7 protein-coding genes and 1 pseudogene are annotated in these 24,026 nt (G+C 69.4%); 6 read left to right on the top strand and 2 right to left on the bottom strand.

The genetic code is table 11. The features are described 5' to 3' along the window. Positions 1 to 23: 23 nt before the first annotated feature. Complete coding sequence (locus tag ACFV4K_RS23565) at positions 24 to 1,313, bottom strand: cytochrome P450 (RefSeq protein WP_379277731.1); 1,290 nt, start codon at positions 1,311 to 1,313, stop codon at positions 24 to 26. A gap of 72 nt (positions 1,314 to 1,385) precedes the next feature. Here ACFV4K_RS23565 and ACFV4K_RS23560 point away from each other — a divergent pair, with 72 nt between their 5' ends. The 4 genes from ACFV4K_RS23560 (at position 1,386) to ACFV4K_RS23545 (ending at position 21,749) form a co-directional block, all read left to right on the top strand. Next, positions 1,386 to 3,038, top strand: a complete 1,653-nt coding sequence (locus ACFV4K_RS23560; protein WP_379277730.1) for a GMC oxidoreductase — start codon at positions 1,386 to 1,388, stop codon at positions 3,036 to 3,038. A gap of 22 nt (positions 3,039 to 3,060) precedes the next feature. Continuing rightward, positions 3,061 to 3,954: an SDR family NAD(P)-dependent oxidoreductase gene (locus tag ACFV4K_RS23555; protein ID WP_379277728.1), complete on the top strand. Its 894-nt coding sequence runs from the start codon at positions 3,061 to 3,063 to the stop codon at positions 3,952 to 3,954. A gap of 144 nt (positions 3,955 to 4,098) precedes the next feature. Continuing rightward, a complete protein-coding gene (locus tag ACFV4K_RS23550) occupies positions 4,099 to 21,078 on the top strand; it encodes an amino acid adenylation domain-containing protein (RefSeq protein ID WP_379277726.1) in 16,980 nt (5,659 codons plus the stop codon). After that, positions 21,075 to 21,749 (top strand): DUF6875 domain-containing protein, encoded by a 675-nt coding sequence (locus ACFV4K_RS23545; protein ID WP_379277724.1) that lies wholly within the window; start codon positions 21,075 to 21,077, stop codon positions 21,747 to 21,749. Before ACFV4K_RS23550 ends, ACFV4K_RS23545 begins: the two co-directional genes overlap by 4 nt. A 15-nt stretch (positions 21,750 to 21,764) precedes the next feature. On the opposite strand, the gene ACFV4K_RS23540 is transcribed toward ACFV4K_RS23545, so the two are convergent. Then, entirely contained in the window at positions 21,765 to 22,412 is a 648-nt protein-coding gene (locus ACFV4K_RS23540; RefSeq protein WP_379277723.1) for a TetR/AcrR family transcriptional regulator, read from the bottom strand. 105 nt (positions 22,413 to 22,517) lie between these two features. Here ACFV4K_RS23540 and ACFV4K_RS23535 point away from each other — a divergent pair, with 105 nt between their 5' ends. After that, positions 22,518 to 23,768 (top strand): oxygenase MpaB family protein, encoded by a 1,251-nt coding sequence (locus ACFV4K_RS23535; RefSeq protein ID WP_379277721.1) that lies wholly within the window; start codon positions 22,518 to 22,520, stop codon positions 23,766 to 23,768. A gap of 35 nt (positions 23,769 to 23,803) precedes the next feature. Next, positions 23,804 to 24,019 (top strand): annotated as a pseudogene (locus ACFV4K_RS23530) (nitronate monooxygenase); the annotation flags it as partial. Between the last annotated feature and the right edge of the window lie 7 nt (positions 24,020 to 24,026).

Below are 24,026 nucleotides of genomic sequence, written 5' to 3'. Positions count from 1 at the left end.
GAGTCGAGGACCGGCTGTCCGGGTCAGGGCGCTCTCACACCCAGCTCGACGGGCATGGAGCGGTAGGCGTGCAGATTGCGTAGGGGATGCGGGATCGGTGGGCCGTCCAGGCGCAGATGCGGGTAGCGATCGAAGAGGGCGGGCAGCGCGATGCTGCCTTCCAGCCGGGCGAGCCGGGACCCCAGACACCCGTGGATCCCGCTGCCGAACGCGAGATGTTCCGCGGCATTTTCCCTGGTCACATCGAATCGATGCGGGTCGGGAAAGACCGCGGGGTCATGGTTGGCCCCGGCCAGCGACAGCAGGACGAGGGAACCCGCCGGTATCCGCTGACTATCGACGTCCACGTCATGGTTCGCGACCCGGCCGGTCATCCGGACCGGACCGTCGTAGCGCAGGATCTCCTCGACCGCGTTGCGCCACCGCCACGGCTCGGCGTTCAGCAGCTCCAGCTGCTCGGGATGGCTTGCGAGCAGGGCGATTCCATTGCCGAGCATGTTCACGGTGGTCAGGAAGCCGGCGTCCAGCAGCAGGGCCGCATTGGACACCTGCTCGCGGCGGGTGAGGGCGTCATCGGCCGCCAGCATGCCGAGCACGTCGTCGCGCGGTTCGTCGTCGAGTCCGTCGAACTGCCGGTCGAAGTACTCTTTGACCTCCGCCAGGTCCTCGACGGCGTCGCGGTAGGTGGACCAGGCGACCCCGCGCTCGAGCAGCGGCGCGCCGGAGTCGCCCCACTTCAGCAGGGTCGAATGCATCTCGGCGGGCAGCCCGAGCATTTCGGCGATGATGGTGACGGGCATCCGCGCGGAGAAATCGCCGATCAGATCGGGCCGGGGCTTCGATTCCAGGTGATCGATCAGATCATCGGCCACTTCGGCGATGCGCTGCTCCAGGGTCGCGATCGCCTTCGGTCCGAAGGCCTGCCCGACGACGCGTCGATATCGGGTGTGATCCGGCGGATCGGTCACCAGCATCGAGGGCGGTTCGCCGAGGTTGGGAAGCCCCAGATCCGTTTTCGCCAGCAGCCAGCGGACCGGCTTGGGCAGGCTCGGATGATTGGGCGAGACCACACCGAAGCTCCGGTCTCGGAGAATCGTTCGGCACACCTCGTAATCGGCGGTAATGTGCACACCCGACATCTTGGGAATCGGGCCCAGCCGGCGGATCTCCTCGATGTACGGCGATGAGCCGAGCAGGCCATCCGGTCCGCGGGCCAGCTTGCCGAGTGGTTCACCTCGACGCGCCGACAACCGGGCAAAGGCCCGCAGGAAGCCGTGCATGAGCAGCCATCGAGTCCATGTGCGAGTCAACATCAATCACCTCACCGCCCCGTGACCTGTGCTTTTATGATAGTGATTCGCTATGAGATTGCCAGGGGGGCTGGAATGACGGACCGATCGGGCGAGCGGACCACCATGGACAGGCGCTGTTTCCTCGCGGGCGTCGGGTCGGCCGCGGTGTTGCTGGGCCTCGCCGGAACGGGCGCGGCCACGCACATAGCCCGGGCGGACGTCCCCAGCCAGAGCCCGAATACGCCGATCTACCGCGCGCTGGTGCCGGAGATCTTCGCGCCGCTGCCGGATCCGCCCGATCATGTCCCCGCGATCGTCGTCGGCTCCGGATTCGGGGCCGCGGTCACCGCACTGCGCCTGGCCCAGGCCGGGATCGAGGTCGCGCTGCTCGAGCGCGGATCACGCTGGCCGAACGATCCGTGGCGCCCCGTCTTCGCCGTGGACACGATCCCGGACGGCCGCGGCTTCTGGCATCGGACCACCTTCACCGGGGCGAACCGGATCCCGGTGGCGGTCGACTCGTTCGGCGGAGTCCTCGATGTCGGCAACTACCCGGGCATCGACGTGTGGCGGGCGGCATGTGTCGGCGGCGGTTCGGTGGTGTTCACCGGGGTGATGATCGAGCCGGAACAGCGGTTCTTCGACCATGTGTTCCGTGGCGTGGTCGACTACCGCGAGATGCACGACGTCTACTACCCCAGGGTTCGAGAGATGTTGCGGCCCAGCACGATACCGGACGACATCTACCGCTCCCCCGCGTTCGCGCACTCCCGCGCCTGGGACGCACAGGCCCGCGCGGCCGGATACGCCCCGCAACCCATCGACGGCACCTGGCGGTGGGACGTGATTCGCGACGAGCTGGCCGGGCGCTCGCTGCCGTCGGCGACGGTGGGCTGTTCCGACCTCGGCAACTCCAACGGCGCGAAATTCGATCTGAACCAGAACTACCTGCGCTGGGCCGAGGACACCGGCCGCGCCCGCATCTACCCGGGTCATCGCGTGGACGCCATCGCCGCGGAACCCGGCCGCCATGCCGTCACCGTGACCACACTGGCCCCTACGGGTGAAGTCCTCCGCACCCGCACGTTGACCTGCGACATGCTGTTCCTGGCCGCCGGCTCGGTCGGCACCTCCGAACTCCTGGTGCGGGCGCGGGACACCGGCGTGCTGCCGAACCTGAACGAGCACATCGGGGAAGGCTGGGGCAGCAATGGCGATGTCGCCCTGGCTCGGCCGCTCACCACGCTCGAAATGGGCACCCAGGGCACGCCTTCCGCGAGCCGGATCCTGGACGAGGCGGGCGCGCCCGTCTCGCTGGAGAGCTGGTTCGTTCCCGGCACCACGCCCTTCGACACCGGTGTGGTCGGATCACTGGGGATGGTGCTCGACGACACCCGCGGCCGGTTCGTCTACGCGGACGACGGCCGCGTGGACCTGCTGTGGCCGCCCGACGGCGCCGCCGGGTATCTCGCCCGAGCCCGCGAGGTCAACGACACCATGAGCTGCCACTGCGAGCTCGTCCCGCGACCCGACCTGGACGCGAACGCCTCGATCACCGCGCACCCGTTGGGCGGCGCGGTGATCGGACGCGCGACAGACGAATACGGCCGGGTGCGTGGATACCGGAACCTGTATGTGATGGATGGGGCGGCTGTGCCCGGCAGCACCGGAACGGTCAATCCTTCACTGACGATCGCCGCGCTGGCGGAGCGCAATATCGAGCGGATCATCGGTTCCGGGGGATAGCGCCGAGGGATACAGTCGATTGGTGGACGAGACTCCGGTCCCACACCGTCGGCGCTCACGCACCGAGCGAGTGGCGATCCGGCTGCTGTATCCGACATTCCGGCCCACCGAGGAGTCGTTGCGGACGGCTGTCACCGGCGCAGTCGTGCTGGTGACGGGGGCCTCACACGGCATCGGCAAGGCCAGCGCGCGAAAGCTGGCCGCGGCGGGCGCGGATGTGCTGCTCGTGGCGCGTTCACAGCCCGAACTGGAACAGCTGGCCACCGAGATCACGGCCGCGGGCGGCATTGCCCACGCCTACCCGACCGACCTGACCGACATGGAGGCCGTGGGCCGGCTCGGTGAGAAGCTCCTGGCCGAGCACGGGCACATCGATGTGGTGATCAGCAACGCGGGCAAGTCGATTCGGCGCCCGATCGCCGAGTCCTACGACCGCTTCCACGATTTCACCCGCACCATCGACATCAACTACCTCGGCCCGGTGCGGCTGCTGCTGACCCTGCTGCCCGCCATGCGCGCCCGCGGGCAGGGACACATCGTGAACGTCTCGACCTGGGGTGTGCTCATGCCGCCGAGTCCGCGCTGGTCGGCCTACGGCGCCTCGAAAACGGCCTTCGACGTCTGGCTGCGCAGCGTCGCCGCGGAGATCGCGGCCGACGGCGTCACCATCACCTCGGTCTATATGCCGCTGGTCCACACCAGGATGAGCGCCCCCACCGACTTCCACCGGATCCCCGCTCTGACCGTCGACGAGGCCTCCGACCTCATCGCGCACGCCGTCACCGCCAGACCCGGCGAGGTGGCGCCCTGGTGGGCGGTCCGGGTCCAGGCCTGGTCCGCCGTCCACCGCTACCAGGTCCGGCGCTTCATGGAGCATCGACTCCAAGGCCGAACGCGGAAGCACAATTTGAATTGAAGCTGAAACCATTTGTGTTGAAGCTGAATCCATTTCGACGTCGGGCGGTGTACAGCAACTACCCGCGGGCATATACTGGCCGCGGTCGGGGTTTTGCAGTAAAAAGTGCGCGAATACAGCGCGGTCAGAGCTCTAAGGGAAACCATGACTGCACCGCGACCGCTGCCCATACCACTGTCCGCCGGACAGCAGGGATTGTGGCTGGCCCAGAAATTGAGCCCCGATGTTCCGATATCCGAGGCGCAATACATCGAGTTCCACGGCGACCTCGACATCGAAACGCTGTGCAGGACCGCGATTCAAGCGGGTCATGAGTTCCAGTCGGGGTATCTGAGACTGGTCGAGGTCGACGGTGAGCCGTTTCAGGTGTACGACCCGGCACTCGGCCAGGCGGCCGCGCTGATCGATGTCCGTGATTCACCCGATCCCTTCGCGGCAGCTGTGGACTGGATGCGCCGGGAGTACACGGCACCCTTGGACATGACCCGGGGCCCGCTGGTCGCCAATGCGATCGTGCAGGTGGGCGATCAGGATTATCTGCTGTACAGCCGGTGTCATCACGTCGCGCTCGACGGCTACGGCGCGATGATGATCGTGAATCGGATCGCGGCGCTGTACACGGCGACGGTGCGGGGCCAGGAGGCGGAGCCCAACCGTCCCGCGGACATCCGCGCCCTCTACGAGGCCGATCGCGACTACCGGGAGTCGCAGCGATTCGCCGACGACCAGGCCTATTGGGTGGACAAGCTCGCCGGGATCGGCGAGGAGACCAGTCTGGCCGCCGGGCAGGCGCCCCCGTGCGCGGACAGTGCCGTCGTGATCACCGAACTGCCGACGGCGACGATGGACCGGGTCGACCGTGCGGCGACTGCGGTGGGAGCGAGCCCGGCCGCACTGGTGATCGCCGCGTTCGGCTGTTATCTGGCTCGCAAGACCGGCCGCGACGACGTGCTGGTCAATATTCCGGTGTCGGGTCGCACGACCGCCGTGCTGCGTCGATCCGCGGGGGTTTTCGTCAATGTGGCGCCGCTGCCGATCGCCCTGCGACCTGACGACACCGTCGCGACGCTGGCGCTGCGGGTGCAGTCCGATCTGGTGGGTGTCCTGCGGCATCAGCGGTGCGGCCTCACCGACATTCGCGCCGCCCTGGGGATCCCCGGCGCGCAGCGCAGGTTCGCGGGCCCGGTCGTGAACGTCATGCTCTTCGACCACAAGCTCGAGTTCGGTTCGGTGACCGGACAGTTCCACATCCTCAGCTCCGGCCCGGTCGAGGATCTGCTGATCGACGTGTATCGGACCGGGGATCCGCCGCGCACGATCCTCCAGTTCCTGGCCAATCCGAACCTCTACACCGACCGCGAACTGTCGGCGCACTGCACCGGATTCGCGGAGTTCCTCGACGAGTTCGCCGCCGCCTCGGATGCCGGGCTCGGACAGGTCCACCCCCGCAGCGCCGCCGAAGGCGCCGGGATCCGCCGCCGCCGTGAGAATCTGGCGTTCTGGCGGACGGCCCTCGCGGATCTTCCCGAAGAGCTTCCGCTGCCATTCGACAGGCCGCGACCGGCGGTGCTGTCGGATCGGCGTGCGAGCGCGAATTTCTCTTTGAACGCGGGATTGGTTCGAGGATTGGAGAATTGCGCACGGGAGCATGATTCTTCGTTCTTCATGGTGGCGCACTCCGCATTGGCGGTATTGCTGGCGCGAATGAGCGGCGGCACCGATATTCCCATCGGCACACCGGTCGACGATGCCATCGGGCAATCCGTCAATACCGTGGTGTTGCGCACCGAAGTCGATCCACGAGAGCCGTTCGCCGAATTACTCGGACGGATTCGCCAGGTCGATCTGGACGCATTCGACCATGCCGATATTCCGTTCGCACAAGTGGCGGAGCAACTATCGCGAGACCCCGTGTGCCAAGTATTGCTGGCGGTCGGCCAGGTCTGCGAAACATCCTGCTTCGACCTGCGATTCAACCTGTCGACGCCCGACGGTGACGGCGATACGACCGGCGCGGTCACCTTCGCCACGGATGTGTTCGATGCCGCGACGATCGATTCCCTTGTCCGTCGGTGGATACAGATCCTGGAGTCGGTGGTCGCCGATCCGACCGTTCCGGTCGGGTCGATCGACGTGCTCGAACCCGCCGAGCGCGACGATCTGCTGACGCGCCGCGGCGCGCCCGCGGCCGCGCCGGTCACCCTGCCCGAGCTGCTGGCCGCCGCGGTCGCGGTGGATCCCGAGGCGGCGGCGATCGTCGCCGGTGAGCGGGTGGCGAGCTACCGGGAGATGGACGAACGCTCGAATCGGTGGGCTCGGAAGCTGATCGAGCGGGGCATCGGTCCGGAGGACATCGTCGCGATCGCCATGCCGCGGTCCGCCGATTCGGTGTCCGCAGTGTGGGCGGTGGCCAAGTCGGGGGCCGCCTTCCTGCCGATCGATCCGGCCCATCCGGCCGAACGCATCGCCCACATGCTGACCGATTCGAAGGCGGCGGTCGGACTGACCGCGGCGGTCACCCGCGCCCGGTCGCCGAACGACATCGACTGGCTGACAACGGATTACCTCGACGAGGGCGACGATCGGCCGATCACCGACGGTGATCGGGTGCGACCGCTGCGGGTCGACGATGTCGCGTACGTCCTCTACACCTCCGGATCGACCGGCCTGCCCAAGGGCGTGGCAGTCACCCATCGCGGACTGCACACCTGCGCCGTCGAACACCGGGAGGCCCTGAGCATCGGATCGTCCTCCCGCACACTGCATCTGGCTTCGCCGAGCTTCGACGTCTCGGTCCTGGAACTGCTGCTGGCGCTGGGCGCGGGCGCGACCATGGTCGTCGCACCCGGCGACAGCTTCGGCGGCGACGAACTCGCCGAAATCCTCGACCGCGAACACGTCAGCCACGCGTGTATGACACCCTCGACGCTCTCGACCATCGACCACACCCGGTGGGCCCTACCGGATCTGGGACATCTGGTCGTCGGAGGCGAGGACTACGGCGTCGAGCTGGTCGAACGGTGGGGCGGAACCCGTCGACTGTTCAACGAATACGGGCCCACCGAGACCACGATCGCCGCCACGCTGACCGCATTGACGGCGGGTGAGCTCGTCACGATCGGCCGTCCGATCCGCGGCGTCTCGGCCTGGATCCTCGACCAGCGCTTGCAGCCCGTGCCGGTCGGTGTGGCGGGTGAGTTGTATATCGCCGGTGGCCTCTTGGCTCGTGGATATCACCGCCGGGCGGGGTTGACCGCGGAGCGGTTCGTGGCGTGCCCGTGGTCGCCGGGTGAGCGCATGTACCGGACCGGCGATGTGGTCCGCTGGTCGGCCGACGGTTCGGTCCAGCATCTGGGCCGGTCCGATTTCCAGGTCAAGATCCGCGGTCTGCGGATCGAGCTCGGGGAGATCGACGCCGTGCTCACCGGTCATCCGTGTGTCGGCTATGCCGCCACAATCGGCTATCGCGCCGATTCGGGAGCCCAGCAGCTCGTCTCGTATGTCGTTGCCGCGCCGGGCCGGACGATCGATACCGCACTCGTGGCGGCTCATCTCGCCGATCGCCTGCCGCCCTACATGGTTCCGGCCGCGATCGTCGTGCTGGACCGGATACCGTTGACGCCGACCGGCAAGCTCGATCGAAAAGCCTTGCCCGCACCGGTGTTCGCCGACGACAAGCCGTACCGCGCGCCCCGGACCCCGACCGAGCGTCTCATCGCCGAGACCTTCGCCGACGTCCTGCACATCGACGCCGTCGGGATCGACGACTCCTTCTTCGCCCTCGGCGCGGACAGCCTGGTCGCCACCCGGGTCGCGGCGCGCCTGGGCGCCGCGCTGGACACCGAGATTCCGGTGCGGCTGCTGTTCGACGCGGCCACGACCGCCGAACTGGCCACCAGGATCGAGCGGGAAGCCGGACCGGGGCGCCGCTCCCGGCCACCGTTGATCGCCGGACCACGCCCGGATCTGGTGCCGCTGGCCCCCGCGCAACAACGCATGTGGTTCTTCAACCAGTACGACACCGGCTCCGGGGCGTACAACATGCCGATCGCCCTGCGGCTGCGGGGCGAACTGGACGTCGAGGCCCTGCGACTGGCCCTGATCGACGTGCTGGCCAGACACGAATCGCTGCGCACCCGGTACCCGGACCATGACGGCGTGCTGATCCAGGTGGTCGAATCCGTCGACCACCTGGACTCGGATCCCGCGCTGACGACGGTGCCGTCCGGCGAACTGGTCCCGGCGGTCACCGAATTCGTCACCGAGGGCTTCGACGTGAGCGCCCGGGTGCCGGTGCGCGCCCGGCTGTTCCGAGTGGCCGACACCGAGGAACCGGAACACCTGCTGGCCGTCGTCGTGCATCACATCGCCGCGGACGGCTTCTCCATGGCTCCGCTGGCGCGCGATCTGGCCATGGCCTTCGCCGCCCGGATGCGCGGTGAAACCCCCTCGTGGACACCGCTGCCCATCCAGTACGCGGACTACGCGCTGTGGCAGCGGGACGTCCTCGGCTCGCCCGACGAACCGGAGTCGCTGAGCGCCCGGCAGCTTCGCTACTGGAACGCGACCTTGGACGGCATGATCGACGAGCTGCCGCTGCCGTTCGACCGGCCGCGGCCGGTGGTCATGTCGAATCGTGGTGCGACCACCAATTTCTCGTTGAATGCGGGCCTGGTCCGCGGGTTGGAGGAATGCGCGCGGCGGCACGACTCCTCGTTGTTCATGGCGGTGCACAGTACGTTGGCGGTATTGCTGGCCCGGATGAGCGGCGGCACCGACATCCCGGTCGGCACACCGATCGCGGGGCGTGGCGTGGCGGCGCTCGACGAAATGGTCGGGATGTTCGTCAACACCTTGGTCTTGCGGACCGCCGTCGATCCCGGCCAGTCGTTCGCCAACCTGCTCGGCCTGGTCCGGCAGGTGGATCTGGACGCGTTCGACCATGCCGATGTCCCGTTCGAGCAGGTGGTGGACCAGCTGGTCACGCAGCGGTCCCAGGCTCGCCACCCGTTGTTCCAGGTGCTGCTGGCCTTTCAGAACCTGGAACCGGTGACGCTCGTACTGCCCGGACTCGAACTGTCGGTGATCGACCTGCCCGGCACCGCGTCCCGCTTCGACCTGCAGTTCATCCTCTCGCCGGACCACGCGAGCGGCGGCATGACGGTGGCGGTCACCTACGCCACGGACCTGTTCGACGCCGCGACGGTCGATTCCCTTGTGCATCGGTGGATCCGGATCATGGAGTCGGTGGTCGCCGATCCGACCGTTCCGGTCGGGGCGATCGAGGTCCTCGAGCCCGCCGAGCGGGCCGATCTGCTGAGCCACCGCGGCGCTCTCGCGGCGGCCCCGATGACGCTGCCGGATCTGCTGGCCGCGGCCGCACGGGATCCCGACGCCGCGGCGATCGTGTTCGCGGGGCAGCGACTGAGTTATCGCGAGGTGGATGAGCGTTCGAATCGCCGGGCGCGAGCGCTCATTCGGCGCGGCATCGGCCCCGAGGACATCGTCGCGATCGGGATGCCGCGGTCCCTGGACTCGGTGTTGACCGAATTGGCGGTCACGAAAGCGGGGGCGGCGTTCCTGCCGATCGATCCGGGTCATCCGAGGGAACGGATCACCCACCTGATGATCGAGTCAGGGGCGGTCATCGGTGTGACCGTGCCGTCCGTGCGCGCCCGGCTGCCCGACGGGATCGATTGGCTGACACCGGACGACCTCGACCACACCGACGACGTGGCCGACGGCCGGCCCATCACCGACAGCGAACGGACCCGGCCGCTGCGGGTCGACGATCTCGCCTACCTCATCTACACCTCGGGATCGACCGGACTGCCCAAGGGCGTCGCGGTCACGCATCGAGGCCTGTACGACTGCGCCATCGAGCACCGCGACGCCATGGGCATCGAATCCGATTCTCGGACCCTGCACATGGCCTCGCCGAGCTTCGACGTGTCGGTCATGGAACTGCTGCTGTCGCTGGGTTCCGGCGCCACCATGGTCATCGCGCCCGGCGACGTCTACGGCGGGAACGAACTCGCGGACCTGATCGCCCGCGAACACGTCAGCCATGTCCTCGTGACACCGTCCACGCTCTCGACCATCGACCCCACCCGCTGGCCGCTACCGGATCTGACCCACCTCATGGTGGGCGGCGAGGACTACGGCGCCGACGTGGTCCAGCGCTGGGGTGTCGGCCACGCCCTGCTCAATACCTACGGGCCGACCGAAACGACCATCGCCGCGACCTTGAGCGCACCGCTGACGGCGGGTGACGCGGTGACGATCGGTGGCCCGATTCGTGGCGTGTCGGGGTGGATTCTGGACCAGCGGCTGCAGCCTGTTCCGGTCGGCGTGGCGGGCGAACTGTACATCGCGGGTGGCGGTCTGGCGCGCGGGTATCACGGTCGGCCGGGCGCGACCGCCGAGCGTTTCGTCGCGTGCCCCTGGGCGCCGGGCGAGCGGATGTACCGGACCGGGGATATGGCCCGGTGGACGTCCACGGGGACGGTCGAGCACGTGGGTCGGTCCGATTTCCAGGTGAAGATCCGGGGTCTGCGCATCGAACTGGGCGAGATCGATGCGGCGCTGGCGGCGCACGCGGCGGTGAGTTACGCGGTGACCGTCGGCAGCCACACCGAGTCGGGGGCGCAGTCGCTGGTGTCGTATGTCGTTGCCGCACCGGGGTGTTCGGTCGATCCGTCGGTGCTGGCCGAGTATCTGGGCGACCGGTTGCCGTCCTACATGGTTCCGGCGTCGATCATGGTGCTGGATCGGGTGCCGTTGACGCCGATGGGCAAGCTGGATCGGCGGGCGTTGCCGAAGCCGGTGTTCGCTCCGGACAAGCCTTTCCGAGCGCCCGAGACGCCGACCGAGCAGATCATCGCCCGCTGCTTCGCGGACGTCCTGGGCTCGGACGGGGTCGGCGCGGACGATTCCTTCTTCGCCCTCGGCGGCGACAGCATCATGTCGATCCAGCTGGTGACCCGGGCCAGGACCGCGGGCGTGGTGTTCACGCCACGGGATGTGTTCGAGCGCAAGACCGTCGCCGGACTCGCCCTGGTCGCCACCCGGGAGAGTGACACCGCGACAGAGCTTTCGGCGGAACTGCCCGACGCCGGCCCGCTACCGCTGACACCGATCATGCGGGAGTTGCTCGACCGGACGGGGTCCGCATGCGCCCGCTTCGCCCAGGCGACGATGCTGCGTCTGCCGGCCGGGATCGACCGGCAGCGGCTGGCCGATGCCGTGCAGCAGGTCCTCGATCGGCACGGCATGCTGCGTACGCGGCTGAACCCGATCAGCGATGGACAGTGGGCGTGGAAGGTGTTGCCCGCCGGAATGATTCGCGCGGACAACCTCATCGCGCGAGTACCGATCGAAGCGGGGCTGGGGCGAGGCGAACTCCGTGCGCTGGCGGCGACAGAGCTGGAGGCCGCCGCGGACCGGCTCGATCCGGGAGCCGGGATCGTCACGCAGGCGGTCTGGTTCGACCCGGCCGGCTCCGCCGAACCGGGCACCGTGCTGCTGGTGGTTCATCGTTCGGCGATCGATCCCGTCTCCTGGCGGGTGCTGGCGGCGGGTCTCACGGCCGCGTGGACGCCGAGCGACTCCGGCGAACCACCCGATCCGGCCCCGACCGGAACGTCCATGCGCGGCTGGGCACACGGGCTGGTCGAGGCGGCCCGGCGACCGGAACGCACCACCGAGCTCGAACTCTGGCGAGCGATGACCGCCGGGGAAGATCCCCCGCTCGGAACACGGCCCCTCGACCCGGCGATCGACGTGGCCGCGACCACCCGCTCCATCCGGATCGACCTGGACCCCGACGTGACCGAGGCCCTGCTGACCACCGTGCCCGCGGCCTTCCACGGCAGCGTGCACGACGGGCTGCTGACCGCGCTGGCGGTCACGATCGCGACATGGCGGCGCGAGCACGGGACGGCAGCCGCCGCGGACGTCACGATCCGCCTCGAAGGCAACGGCCGCGCGAAAGACGTTGTGCCGGGCTCGGATCCGGCTCGGACAGTCGGCTGGTTCGCCACGAGCTATCCGATGCGCCTGGACCTGTCGGGCATCGACCTCGACGAAGCCCGCTCGGGCGGGCCGGCATTGGGGGCAGCGGTCAAGTCCGTCAAGGAACAACTGCTCGCCGTCCCCGACCAGGGGATCGGCTACGGCCTGCTGCGGTATCTCGGCGAGGACGCCGGACCGGTTCTCGCGACCGCGCCGCCGCAGATCGCGTTCACCTACCGCGGCCGCGTCGCCACCGGGACAGCCGAGGCGGAGTTCCCCGATACCCGGCCCCCGGACATGCCGGTGACCGCGGCGCTCGACATCGAAGTCACCGTCCTGGACGACGCGAAAGAGCACCGGATACAGGCGATCTGGTCGTACCCCTCAGGTATGCTCACCGCCGATACGGTGCGTGAGATCGCGGAGGACTGGCGTTCGGCACTGACCGCGCTGGCGACGCATGTCCGCCGCGCCGGGAGCGGCGGACGGACGCCGTCGGATCTGACGGCCGAGCTCGGGCAATCCGACATCGAGGGACTCGAGCACCGGTATCCGGCATTGAGCGACGTCTGGCCCCTGGCCCCACTCCAACAGGGGCTGCTGTTCCACGCACTGGTGTCCGAGCAGTCGGTGGACGCCTACATCACGCAACTGGTGCTCGAGCTGCGCGGCCGGGTCGACGCGGAACGGCTGCACCGAGCCACACGACTGCTGCTCGACCGGCACACGAACCTGCGCGCCGCGTTCGTCACCGATCCGGAGCCGGTGCAGGTGGTCGACGATGCCGCCGAGGCGCCCTGGTCGGAACCGGACCTGTCCGGGCTGGACGCCGACGCTCGCGATCGCGAGTGGACGCGGCTCCTGACCGCCGATCGCACCACCCGGTTCGACCCGGCCCGTCCCCCGCTGCTGCGCTGGATGCTGGCCACCATCGGACCCGAGCGGTACCGGCTGGTGCTGACGAACCACCACCTGCTGCTCGACGGCTGGTCGACACCGCTGCTCCTGAAGGAGCTGCTGGTCCTCTACGCCACCGACGGCGACACCACCCTGCTGCCGGAGGCGCGTCCGTACCGGGACTTCCTGACCTGGGTCGCCCGGCAGGACCCGGCCGCGGCACTCGACGCCTGGGCGCGTGCGTTCGAGGGCGCCGACGAGCCGACCCTGGTGGCCGCACCCGATCCGAGCCGTCGCTACACCGAATCACGGGAGCTGTCAGGCGAACTCGGCGAGGCGGAGACCGCGGCGCTGATCGACCGTGCGCGGTCCCGCGGCATCACCCTCAACACCGTGATCCAGGTGGCGTGGGCGATCGTGCTGGGCGCGTTGACATCTCGGAATGACGTGACGTTCGGCGCCGTGGTCTCCGGGCGACCCCCGCAGCTCGCCGGCGTCGAATCGATGGTCGGGCTGCTGATCAACACGGTGCCGGTGCGCGTTCGCCTCGACGCCGGTGAGACGGTCGGGCAACTGCTCGACCGCGTCCAGGCCGAGCAGGCGGCGCTGCTCGATCACCAGTTCGTGGGGCTGGCCGAGATCGAGCGAGTGGCCGGGCCGGGCGCGGTCTTCGACACGATGACGGTGTTCGAGTCCTTCCCGGTCGACCGGTACGGGCTGACCGCGGACACCGATATCGCCGGTATGCGGCTGGTCGACGTGACCGGTTCCGACGCTGCCCACTATCCGATGGGCGTGGTCGGGCGCGTCGACGAGCGACTGCATCTGGAGATCAAGTACCTGCCCGAGTTCTTCGACCGGGACACGATCGCGGCGACCCTGCATCGGATCCTGGACGTCCTGGTCAATCTGGCCGCCGACCCGGAGGTGCCGCTCGCCCGGCTGAATCTGCTCGCGCCGCGGGAATACCGCGAGCTGGCGCCGGTCTCGGGTGATCCCGCGGTGCCGGAGCGGGTGTTGCCCGAACTGCTCGCGGCCACCCACGCCCGGGATCCGAGCGCGGTGGCGGTGGTGTGCGGGGACCGGCAGTGGACCTATGACGAGCTCGACACGGAGTCGAATCGGTTGGCGCGCATGCTGATCGGTCTGGGCGCCGGACCGGAGACGAATGTCGCGATCGGACTGCCGCGCTGCTACGAGTCGGTGCTCGCGGTATGGGCGGTGGCGAAGTCGGGGGCGGCATTCGTCCCGGTGGATCCGCGCACGCCCGGGGAACGGGTCGAGCACATGCTCGCCGACTCCGGTGTGGCGATCGGGATCACGCTGTCCGAGTGGAAGGATCGACTGCCCGGCTCGGCGCGGTGGCTGGTCCTCGACGACCCGGATATCGCGGCGGAGGTGGCGAGGTCGCCCGCGCCGCCGGTGACCGATGCCGAGCGCATCCGGCCGATTCGACTCGACCACCCCATGTACGTGATCTACACGTCCGGCTCGACGGGAGTGCCCAAGGGCGTGGTGGTCTCGCACCGGGGGTTGGCGAACCTGGTGGCCGAGCAATGCTCGCGGTTCGACATCGGGCCGGGCGCGCGGGTGCTGCACGCCGCGTCGCCCATTTTCGACGCGGCGATCCTGGAACTCCTCTGGGCCTTCGCGTCCGGCGGACGCCTCGTCATCGCGCCGCCGACCGTCCTCGGTGGAATCGAACTGGCGCAGATCATCTCGCAGCACGCGGTCACCCATGCCGCGCTGACTCCCACCGCTCTGGGCACGGTCGACCCGGCCGGGCTGCGGCACCTCGGGACGGTGGTGATCGGCGGCGAAGCGCCCCCGCCCCGACTGGTGTCGCGGTGGGCGCCGGGCCGGAAACTGTTCAACACCTACGGTCCCGCGGAGGCCACCATCCAGACCGATGCGGGCACGCCGATGGTGCCGGGTGAGACCGCGACCATAGGCGGACCGATCCGCGGGGTCGGCGAGATCGTGCTCGACGCCTGGCTGCGTCCGGTGCCGGTCGGAGTCGTCGGCGAGTTGTACCTCACCGGACCGGGATTGGCGCGCGGATACCGCAACCGGACGAGTCTGACCGCGTCCCGGTTCGTCGCCGATCCGTTCGCGGGCCCCGGGCAGCGCATGTACCGGACCGGGGACCTGGTGCGGTGGCTGCGGCTGCCGGAGGGAGGTCTGACGCTGGACTATGTCGGGCGGACGGACTTCCAGGTCAAGATTCGCGGCTTCCGGATCGAACTCGGCGAGGTCGAATCGGGTCTGCTGGCCTGCCCGGGAGTGGCCCGCGCGGTGGCGGCGGTGCACCACGGCTCCACCGGTGACCGGTTGATCGGGTATGTCGTGCCCGAACCCGGCGCCGAACTGGACCCGGTCGCGATCCTCACCGTCGCCGGGCAACGCCTGGCCCCGCACCTGGTGCCCGCCACCGTGATGGTGCTCGACGCGCTGCCGACGACGGAGACCGGCAAGATCGACCGCCGCGCGCTGCCCGCACCCGACTTCAGCACGGGCCGAGTCGAATTCCGGGCGCCGGTCACCGAGACGGAGACGACGCTCGCGGGGCTGTTCGCGGAGGTCCTGGGAATCGACACGATCGGGCTCGACGATTCGTTCTTCGCGCTCGGCGGCGACAGCATCATGTCGATCCAATTGGTCACCCGGGCCAGGGCGGCGGGCCTCGAGCTCTCCGTACGAGAGGTGTTCGAGCGCAAGACGGTTGCCGGACTGGCCCGGATCGCCGTCCGCGACAGCGCCGCCCTTCCGGAGGAACTGCCCGGCGGGGGCGTGGGGCCGATGCCGTTGACGCCCATCATGTGCTGGATGTTCGAGCGCGGCGGATTCGAGTCCTTCTGCCAGTGGATGATGCTCACGCTGCCGGCCGGCGTCGACCGGACCGTCATCGAGGCGACCGTGCAGGCCGTGCTCGACCATCACGACATGCTGCGGGCCCGGCTGACGCCCGATCCCGCGCACCCGTCGGGCTGGGCGGTGGAGGTGCGGCCCACCGGGGTGTCCGCCGCCGACCTGATCCGGCACGTGCCGGTGGAGGCGCCGCCGGACAGCGGCGAGTTCGCCGCGATCGCCGATGTGGAGGCACGGGCCGCCGCCGAGCGCCTCGACCCCGCCGAAGGCGTTGTGCTGCAGGTGGTCTGGTTCGACCACGCCAGCGGTCCCGGCCGGTTGCTGGTCGTCGCCCACCACCTGGTGGTGGATGGCGTGTCCTGGCGGATCCTGGTGCCCGACTTCGCCGTCGCCGCGGGCCAGGTGACCGCCGGGCAGCCGCCGCGGCTCACGCCCGTCGGCACGTCCATGCGCCGCTGGGCGCACGCCCTCGACACCGCCGCCACGAATCTCGACGAACTCGACCGGTGGCGTTCCACGCTCGCCGCCGCCGATCCGCCGATCGGGACACGCCCGCTCGATCCGGCCGTGGACAAGCAGGCCACCGTGGCCACCGTCCGGGTCACGCTGCCCGCCACGGTGACCCGGGCCGTACTCACCGCCCTGCCTCACGCGTTCAACGGCAAAGTGGACGACGCCCTGATCGCCGCGCTCGCCCTGGCGCTGACCCGGTGGCGGCGCCGCCGCGGCGAGACCGTCTCCGAGGCGCTGCTCACCCTCGAGAGCCACGGGCGCGACGACACCGCGCTCCCCGGCGCCGACCTCACCCGCACGGTCGGATGGTTCACCACCACGTATCCGGTGCGAATCGACCTGTCCGACATCGACATCGACGACGCGTTCGACGCGGGAGCCGCCGCGGGGGCGGTCATGAAGTCGGTGAAGGAACAACTCCGGCGGGTCCCCGGCGACGGGACCGGCTACGGGCTGCTGCGCTATCTGAACGCCGAGACCGCCCGCGTCCTGGGCGCACTGCCCGACCCGCAGGTGAGTTTCAACTATCTCGGCCGGTTCGACACGATTCCCGACGAGGCGCTCGCGTTCGGGTGGATGCCCGCCGGCGCCGATGCCGCGGGCGGCGCGCAACCTCCCGACGCGACGGCGGCCAACGTCCTGGGCATCAACGCGGCCACCGTGGACACTCCGGACGGACCCGCCCTGACCGCCGCCTGGGACTACCCGGCCGGGCTGATCACCGCCGCCGACGTCACCGACCTCGCGGAACTGTGGAGCGACGCGGTGACCGCCCTCGCGACGCACGCGTCCCAGCCCGGGGCGGGCGGGCTGACGCCTTCCGACCTCGACCTCGTCGACCTCGACCAGACCGCGATCGACCGGATCGAGGCCGAACACCCTGAGCTGGAAGATATTTGGTCGCTCACGCCGCTGCAGGCGGGGCTGTTGTTCCACGCCCAGCTCGCCGACGGCGCCCGCGACGACTACATCGTGCAACTCCGGATGGAACTCGGCGGACAGGTCGACGCGGACCGGCTGCGCCGCGCCGTGCAGACCCTCATCGGACGACACCCGAACCTGCGCACCTCGTTCGCGCGCGACGGCACGGGCGAACCGGTGCAGCTGGTCCACCGCCGAGTCGACGTGCCGTTCACCAGGATCGACCTCACCGAACGCGCCGACGCCGCGGCCGCGCTCGAGCAACTCATGGAAGCCGACCGGCACTTCGACATGACCGCCGCGCCGCTGCTGCGACTCACCCTGGTCGACATCGCGCCGCAGCGGTACACGCTGGTGCTGAGCATGCATCACATCCTGATCGACGGCTGGTCCACCCCACTGCTGGTCCGGGAACTGCTGATCCTCTACGCCGCCGACAGCGACCCCGCCGCGCTGCCCCCGGCCCGCCCCTACCGCGACTACCTGGCGTGGCTGGGAACCCGGGATCAGGAAGCGGCGGAAGCGGCTTGGACCCGGGCGCTCGCGGGCGTCACCGAACCGACGCTGCTGGCCCGGACGGACGGCGGCCGGGGCGCCGATGCCGCGCGTGAGGTCCGGGTGCGGCTGAGCGAAGACCGCACCGCGGCCCTGGTCGCCGTGGCCCACCGGCAGGAGACCACCCTCAACACCATCGTTCGCGCGGCCTGGGCGATCGTGCTCGCCGGCGCGACCGCGCGCGAGGACGTCGTCTTCGGCGCCACCGTCTCCGGCCGCCCCCCGCAGCTCCCCGGCATCGAATCGATGGTCGGCCTGTTCGTCAACACCGTGCCGGTCCGGGTCCGGCTCGACTACGGCGAAACCCTCGCTCAGCTGCTGCGGCGCATCCAGACCGAACAAGCCGCGCTGCTCGACCACGACCACCTCGGCCTCGCCCGGATCCAGCAGGCGGCCGGGGCCGGCGCGATGTTCGACACCGTGACCGTCGTCGAGTCCTACCCGGTCGACACGGCAGGTCTGTCCGAGGACACCGACATCGCCGGGATGCACGTCCTCGACGTGCACGGCCGAGACGCCGCGCACTACCCGCTCGGCCTGATCGTCCATCTCGGCGCCCGGCTGCAGCTGACCTTCGAATACCTGCCCGACTCGTTCACCCGGCAGCAGATCGAGGCCCTCGCCGACCGGGTGCGGCGGGTGCTCGACGCCATCACCGACGACATCGATCTGCCCCTGCTGCGCGTCCAACTGCTGTCACCGGAGGAGCTGGCCGACTCGGCCCCCGTGCGCGGCGGGCCCAGCGCGCCGACCTCGACGCTGCCGCAGCTGCTGGCGGCCGCGGCGGACTCCCGCTCGGACGCGGTGATCCGCGACGGCGAGGTGTTGTCCTATCGCGAACTCGACGAGACCTCGAACCGGTGGGCGCGCATCCTGATCGACGCCGGAGCCGGACCGGAAACGTTGGTGGCCGTGGGCTTCCCGCGCTCCCCCGACGCCATGATCGCCATCTGGGCGGTCGCCAAGACCGGCGCGGCGTTCGTCCAGATCGACCCCGACCAGCCCCTGAACCGGATCGGCGACATCCTCGCCGACGCCGGCCCGATCGTCGGGCTGACGGCGGAGTCCTATCGGGACCAACTGCCGGACACCATCCCGTGGCTCAGCTTCGACAGTCCCGGATTCGCCACGAAGGCGGCCTTCGCGCGCGCCACCGCGATCGACGATCGCGAGCGCACGGCCACGCTCCGGCCGGAGCATCCCGCCTATCTGATCTACACCTCGGGTTCCACCGGAATCCCCAAGGGCGTCGTGGTCACCCATGCCGGGCTCTCGAATCTGGCCGCCGAGGCACGGGAGCGGTTCGGCCTGACCTCCTCGTCTCGCATGCTGGCCGCGGCCTCGCCGAGCTTCGACGTGTCGATCCTCGAATGGGTCAGCGCCGTAGCCGCCGGGGCCACCCTGGTGGTCGCTCCCGAACGCGTCGTCGCCGGTGCCGAACTGGCCGAACGGATCACCGCCGCACAGGCCACCCACGCGGCGTTCACCCCGACGGTGCTCGAATCCCTGCCCGCCGCCGAACTCGACTCCCTGCGCACCCTGATCCTCGGCGGCGAGATCTGCCCACCGGATCTGGTGAACCGATGGGTGCCGGGTCGCTCGCTGATCAGCTCGTACGGGGCCACCGAGACCACCGTCGTGAGTTTCGGCGACGTCGCCCTGACCACGATGACGGACAGTCCGCTGCTGATCGGCAGCCCGGCCCGCGGATTCTCCGCCGTGGTCCTGGACCGCGGACTGCGTCCCGTTCCCCCCGGAGTGGCGGGCGAGCTGTATCTGTCCGGACCGGGCATCGCCCGCGGCTACCACGGGCAACCCGCCCTCACGGCGGCGCGATTCGTCTCCGACCCGTGGGGGCCGCCGGGGACGCGCATGTACCGGACCGGTGATCTGGTCACCTGGAACGGCGACCGGCGACTTCGATACCTGGGTCGCAGCGATCTCCAGATCAAGCTCAACGGCCATCGCATCGAGCCGGGCGATATCGAAACCGCGTTGCGCGGTCACCCCGACGTCTCCCGTGCCGCGGTCACGGTCCACACCCGGCCGGGCGGCGGCGACGTGCTCACCGGCTATGTGGTGCCCAGCCCGCACTCCACGCCGGATGCCACGGTGCTGACCAGGCATCTCGCTACCCGGTTGCCCACCCACATGATCCCGACCATCATCATCACGCTCGACCGGTTACCGCTCACGGCCACAGGAAAACTCGACTACAACGCCCTACCGGTACCCGACCTGCGCCGGCCCCCGTTCCGGCCGCCCTCCACCCCGATCGAGGTCGCCGTCTGCGCGGCCTTCGCCGAAACCCTCGACGCCGAACGCGTCGGCGTCGACGACGGCTTCTTCGCGATCGGCGGCAACTCGCTGGCCGCGACCCGACTGGTCGCGCTGCTCACCGAGTCCACCGGCGTCACCGTGCCACTCCAGTGGCTGTTCACCGATCCGACGCCGCGAGCGCTGGCCCGCCGCATCGAGAACCGCCGCGACGGCCGCGAGGGACCGGAGTCCGGTGCGGGGGATCTCGCCGAGGCGCTCGCGGTCCTGCTGCCCCTGCGGGCGGACGGCATCGAACCGCCACTGTTCTGCGTCCACCCGGCGATCGGATTGGCGTGGGGTTTCAGCGGATTGGTGCAGTACCTCGATCCCGGCCGTCCTGTCCTGGGGCTGCAATCCCCGGCGCTGTCCGACCCCGCCGCGCGCTTCGACACCCTCGACCAGCTGGCGGCCCGCTACGTGCGGGAGATCCGGGCCGTCCAACCGCACGGTCCCTATCATCTGCTCGGCTATTCGCTCGGCGGCACCATCGCGCACGCGATGGCCGTCCAGCTCCGCCGCGCCGGCGAGTCCGTGGCCACCCTGGCCATGATGGACACCCGCGTCGTCTCGGCCGACAGCGTGCGGGCTCCGACACCGTCGGTGGCGACGATGCTCACCGAGTTCGGCGGCATCGCGGTTCCGGACGGCTCCACCGAGCTGACCGTCGACGCCGCGACCGAGCTGCTGCACCAACAGGGCGGACTTTTCACCGCGGTGACCGCCGAGCACGTCGTGCGCCTGCAACGCGACTACACCCGGCTGATCGACCTCACCTGGGAGCATCGGCCGGGATCGTTCGACGGCGAGCTGATCTACTTCGGCGCCGACGACGACCCCGGCGACGGGTCCTCGCCCGCCCACGCCTGGGCCGACCACGTCACCGGGCGCATCACCGAGCACCGGATTCCCGTCCGGCATGAACGGATGACCGAACGAGAGGCGCTGCGCGCCATCGGCTTCGTGCTCACCGAGCACTTCCGGTCCACCCGCACTGTCCCCACAGAGTCACAAACACCAGCAAGGACAAGCCGATCATGAACACCGACCGATTCGTCGGAACACGTTCCGGCGTCGAACCAGTCAACCTGTTCGACCCCGATATCGCCGCGGGGAACGGTGTGTATCCCCGTGCGGGCGAACTGCGCCGGTGGATGGTCGACTACCTGTGTCACTCCCACCCCGACCTCGGCCGTCCCGGCGCGGTCTGTCCCTACACAAGCCACGCCATCACCATCAATTCCCTGTGGGCCGCGTTCATCACCGGCCGTGAGATCGACCGCTCGCGGATCAGCGAGATCGTCGCCGACCTGTACGACCTCTTCCCCACCCTGCCGCCCCATAAGGAACCCGATTCCAGACTCAAGGCCGTCCTCGCGGTGTTCCCCGACCTCACCGAGTACACCGACATCGAATCCGTTCAGCACGACCAGAAGACGAAATTCGTCCAGCAGGGTCTGATGCTCGGGCAGTTCTATCCGGGCTGCACCGTTCCGGGGCTGCACAATCCGTCGTTCCCCGCCCTCGACGCTCCGCTGCCCATGCTCGCCATCCGCTACATGGCGCCCACCGATTTCCCGTTCCTCAACTCGCGCCACGACTGGATGGACTTCTACCTGCAGATCTTCGCCCCCGCCATCCCCAAGTTCATCGCCAGCGCCATGTCCGACAAGCTCGTCCAGACACCCGACGATCGGCAGAGCGCCAACTGATCGCTCCGAACGTCGTCAGCCGGCGGCCATTTCGCGTTGCACGGTGGTGGTGATCTCGGCGGCGGTGAGGATCATGGCCACCAGGAAGTCGACGAGCTGGGCGCGGTCGATATCCAGTTCGCCGCGCAGCCATTCGGTGAGGATCTCCAGGCCGCCGTGGGCGACCGTGCGGGCGGACAGCTCGGCGTGCATGCCCGCGACCGCCTCCTCGCCGAGCAGCTCCCGGCCTTGATCGAGCATGACGTTCGCGACGACATTGACGAGTTCGGTTCTGCGGTGCCGCAATTCGTCGGTGAGCTGCATGTCGATGGTGAGCCGCCGCCGGGCCGGATGGTCGGCGATGGCGGTGATCCCGGCCTCCACCACCGCGCGCAGGCGGACGCGGGTGTCGGCGGGGGCGGTGGCGATGGCGGTCATGACAGCGCCGACGACCTCGGCCAGCTGCTCGTCGGCCAGCTCGAACAGCAGCCGGTCGGTGTGGCCGTAGGTCTCGTAGAAGTAGCGGTCGTTGAGACCGGCGCGGGCGCACAGGGCGCGCACCTTCAGACCGGCGATGCCCTCCTCGGCGATGGCTTCGAGGGCGGCCTCTCTCAGGCGTTCGCGGCGCTGGTTCCGGCGTTCGTCCGCGCTGAGCCCGGCGTAGCGCCCACGAGGTGTTTCCACGGTTTCGCCCTGTCTCTTGCCATGCCCCCACAGTTTGGTGAAGACTATCACCAAAGTTCTGGTGACATCCTTCACCAGAAACTCAGTGCACCCAGGAGGCACGCGATGACGCGTTCCGAGTTGCCCGATCCGGTGATCTTCCGGGAGTTTCCCTTCAACTTCGGGGTCAAGGTTCTCGGCCCCGGCGATATCCGGCCCACCCCCGAACAGCAGGCGGCGTACCGGAAATTCACCGCCATGGGCGATCCACTGGCCGACGACGTGGTCGCCATGTTCGAGCGACTGCCCACCGGACAGGGCCGGGCCATGTTCGAGACGGCCCTGGAACGCGGCATCGACCAGGTTCCCGACGCGCCCGCCGAACTGAAAGCCCTGTTCGCGCAACTCGATTCGCCGCCGTTCTGGCTCGACCGGGACAAGCTGGACCTCGCCGCCCGGGTCAGCGGGCGAGTCGGTCCGTGGGCGACCAATCTGGCGCTCTCCATGTTCGCGCTCAATGGCGGCTACCTGGCCTCCCGGGCCGGAAAGGTGCTGATCGGCACCGGCGGCCTGTCCGCGCGGAACATGGCCCCGCGCCGGGTGGCCGAGACCGTGGGCTGGTGGATGGACGCCACCGCGCGCGGCGGGCTCGAACGGTTCGCGCCCGGGTTCAAGAACACGGTGCGGGTGCGGATCATGCACGCGCAGGTCCGCGCCGGAATGAAGCGGCGGCCCGACTGGGACTACGAGCAGTGGGACGAGCCGGTGAACCAGTCACTGACCGCGGGCACCCTCATGCTGTTCTCGCTGGCCACCATCGCGGGCTGCAATACCGTCGGACTCACGTTCTCCCGCAAGGAGAAAGCGGCCGTCTACCACCTGTGGCGCTACGTCGGGCATCTGATCGGACTCGACCCGGAGGTCGTGCCGGCCGACGAGACCGACACCTGGCGGCTGCTGTGGCTGCAAGCCGACTACGAATTCCTGCCCGACGAGAATTCGCGCGCACTGTCCAAGGCGCTCATCTCGGCGCTCGGCAGCATCTACGGGTTCAACGGCCGCGACCTGCGTTCCCGCCTGATCAGCCGGGCCTACACCCTCTACGCCGCGTCCTACGGCCGGATCATGGTGGGCCGCACCAATGCCGACTTCCTGGAGATGCCGCGCAGCCGGTTCTTCATGGCGGCCATCTTCGCCACCGCGGGGATCAATGGGGCGCTGGAGGTTCCGCGCCGGATCATCCCGGGCGCGACCCGGTTCAGCGAGACCCTGGGACGCCGGATCACCGAGCGCATGCACGCCCGGATCGTGCTCGCGAACCGGCCCGACCACAGCTACGCCCGCCACGACCGGCTGGCCGAAACCCGCGCGGCGTGAGTTATTACCGACGAGTAAGGTTCGTCGGGTAACCCCTTGACCCCGACAACCTGGGCCAGTCCGACCCGTCGGCCATGGACTTCGGCACCGGCGAATCGGATTCGACCACGCCCGGCGCCAAGCCGTGGAAGGACATCTGGGGCTCGGGCCAGGGCATCGGCTCGGTCGACGCGGTCCTCCCGGCCGCCGATCTGGTCGAGCGGCTGAGCCGCGAGTACGACGAGGCCAAGGCGCGTCTGCTGGCGCTCTGATCGAATA

It is taken from the genome of Nocardia sp. NPDC059764, from assembly GCF_042732555.1.
Classification (GTDB): domain Bacteria; phylum Actinomycetota; class Actinomycetes; order Mycobacteriales; family Mycobacteriaceae; genus Nocardia.
The sequence above is the reverse complement of the archived record's forward strand: the minus strand, read 5'-3'. Positions and strand labels throughout refer to the sequence as shown.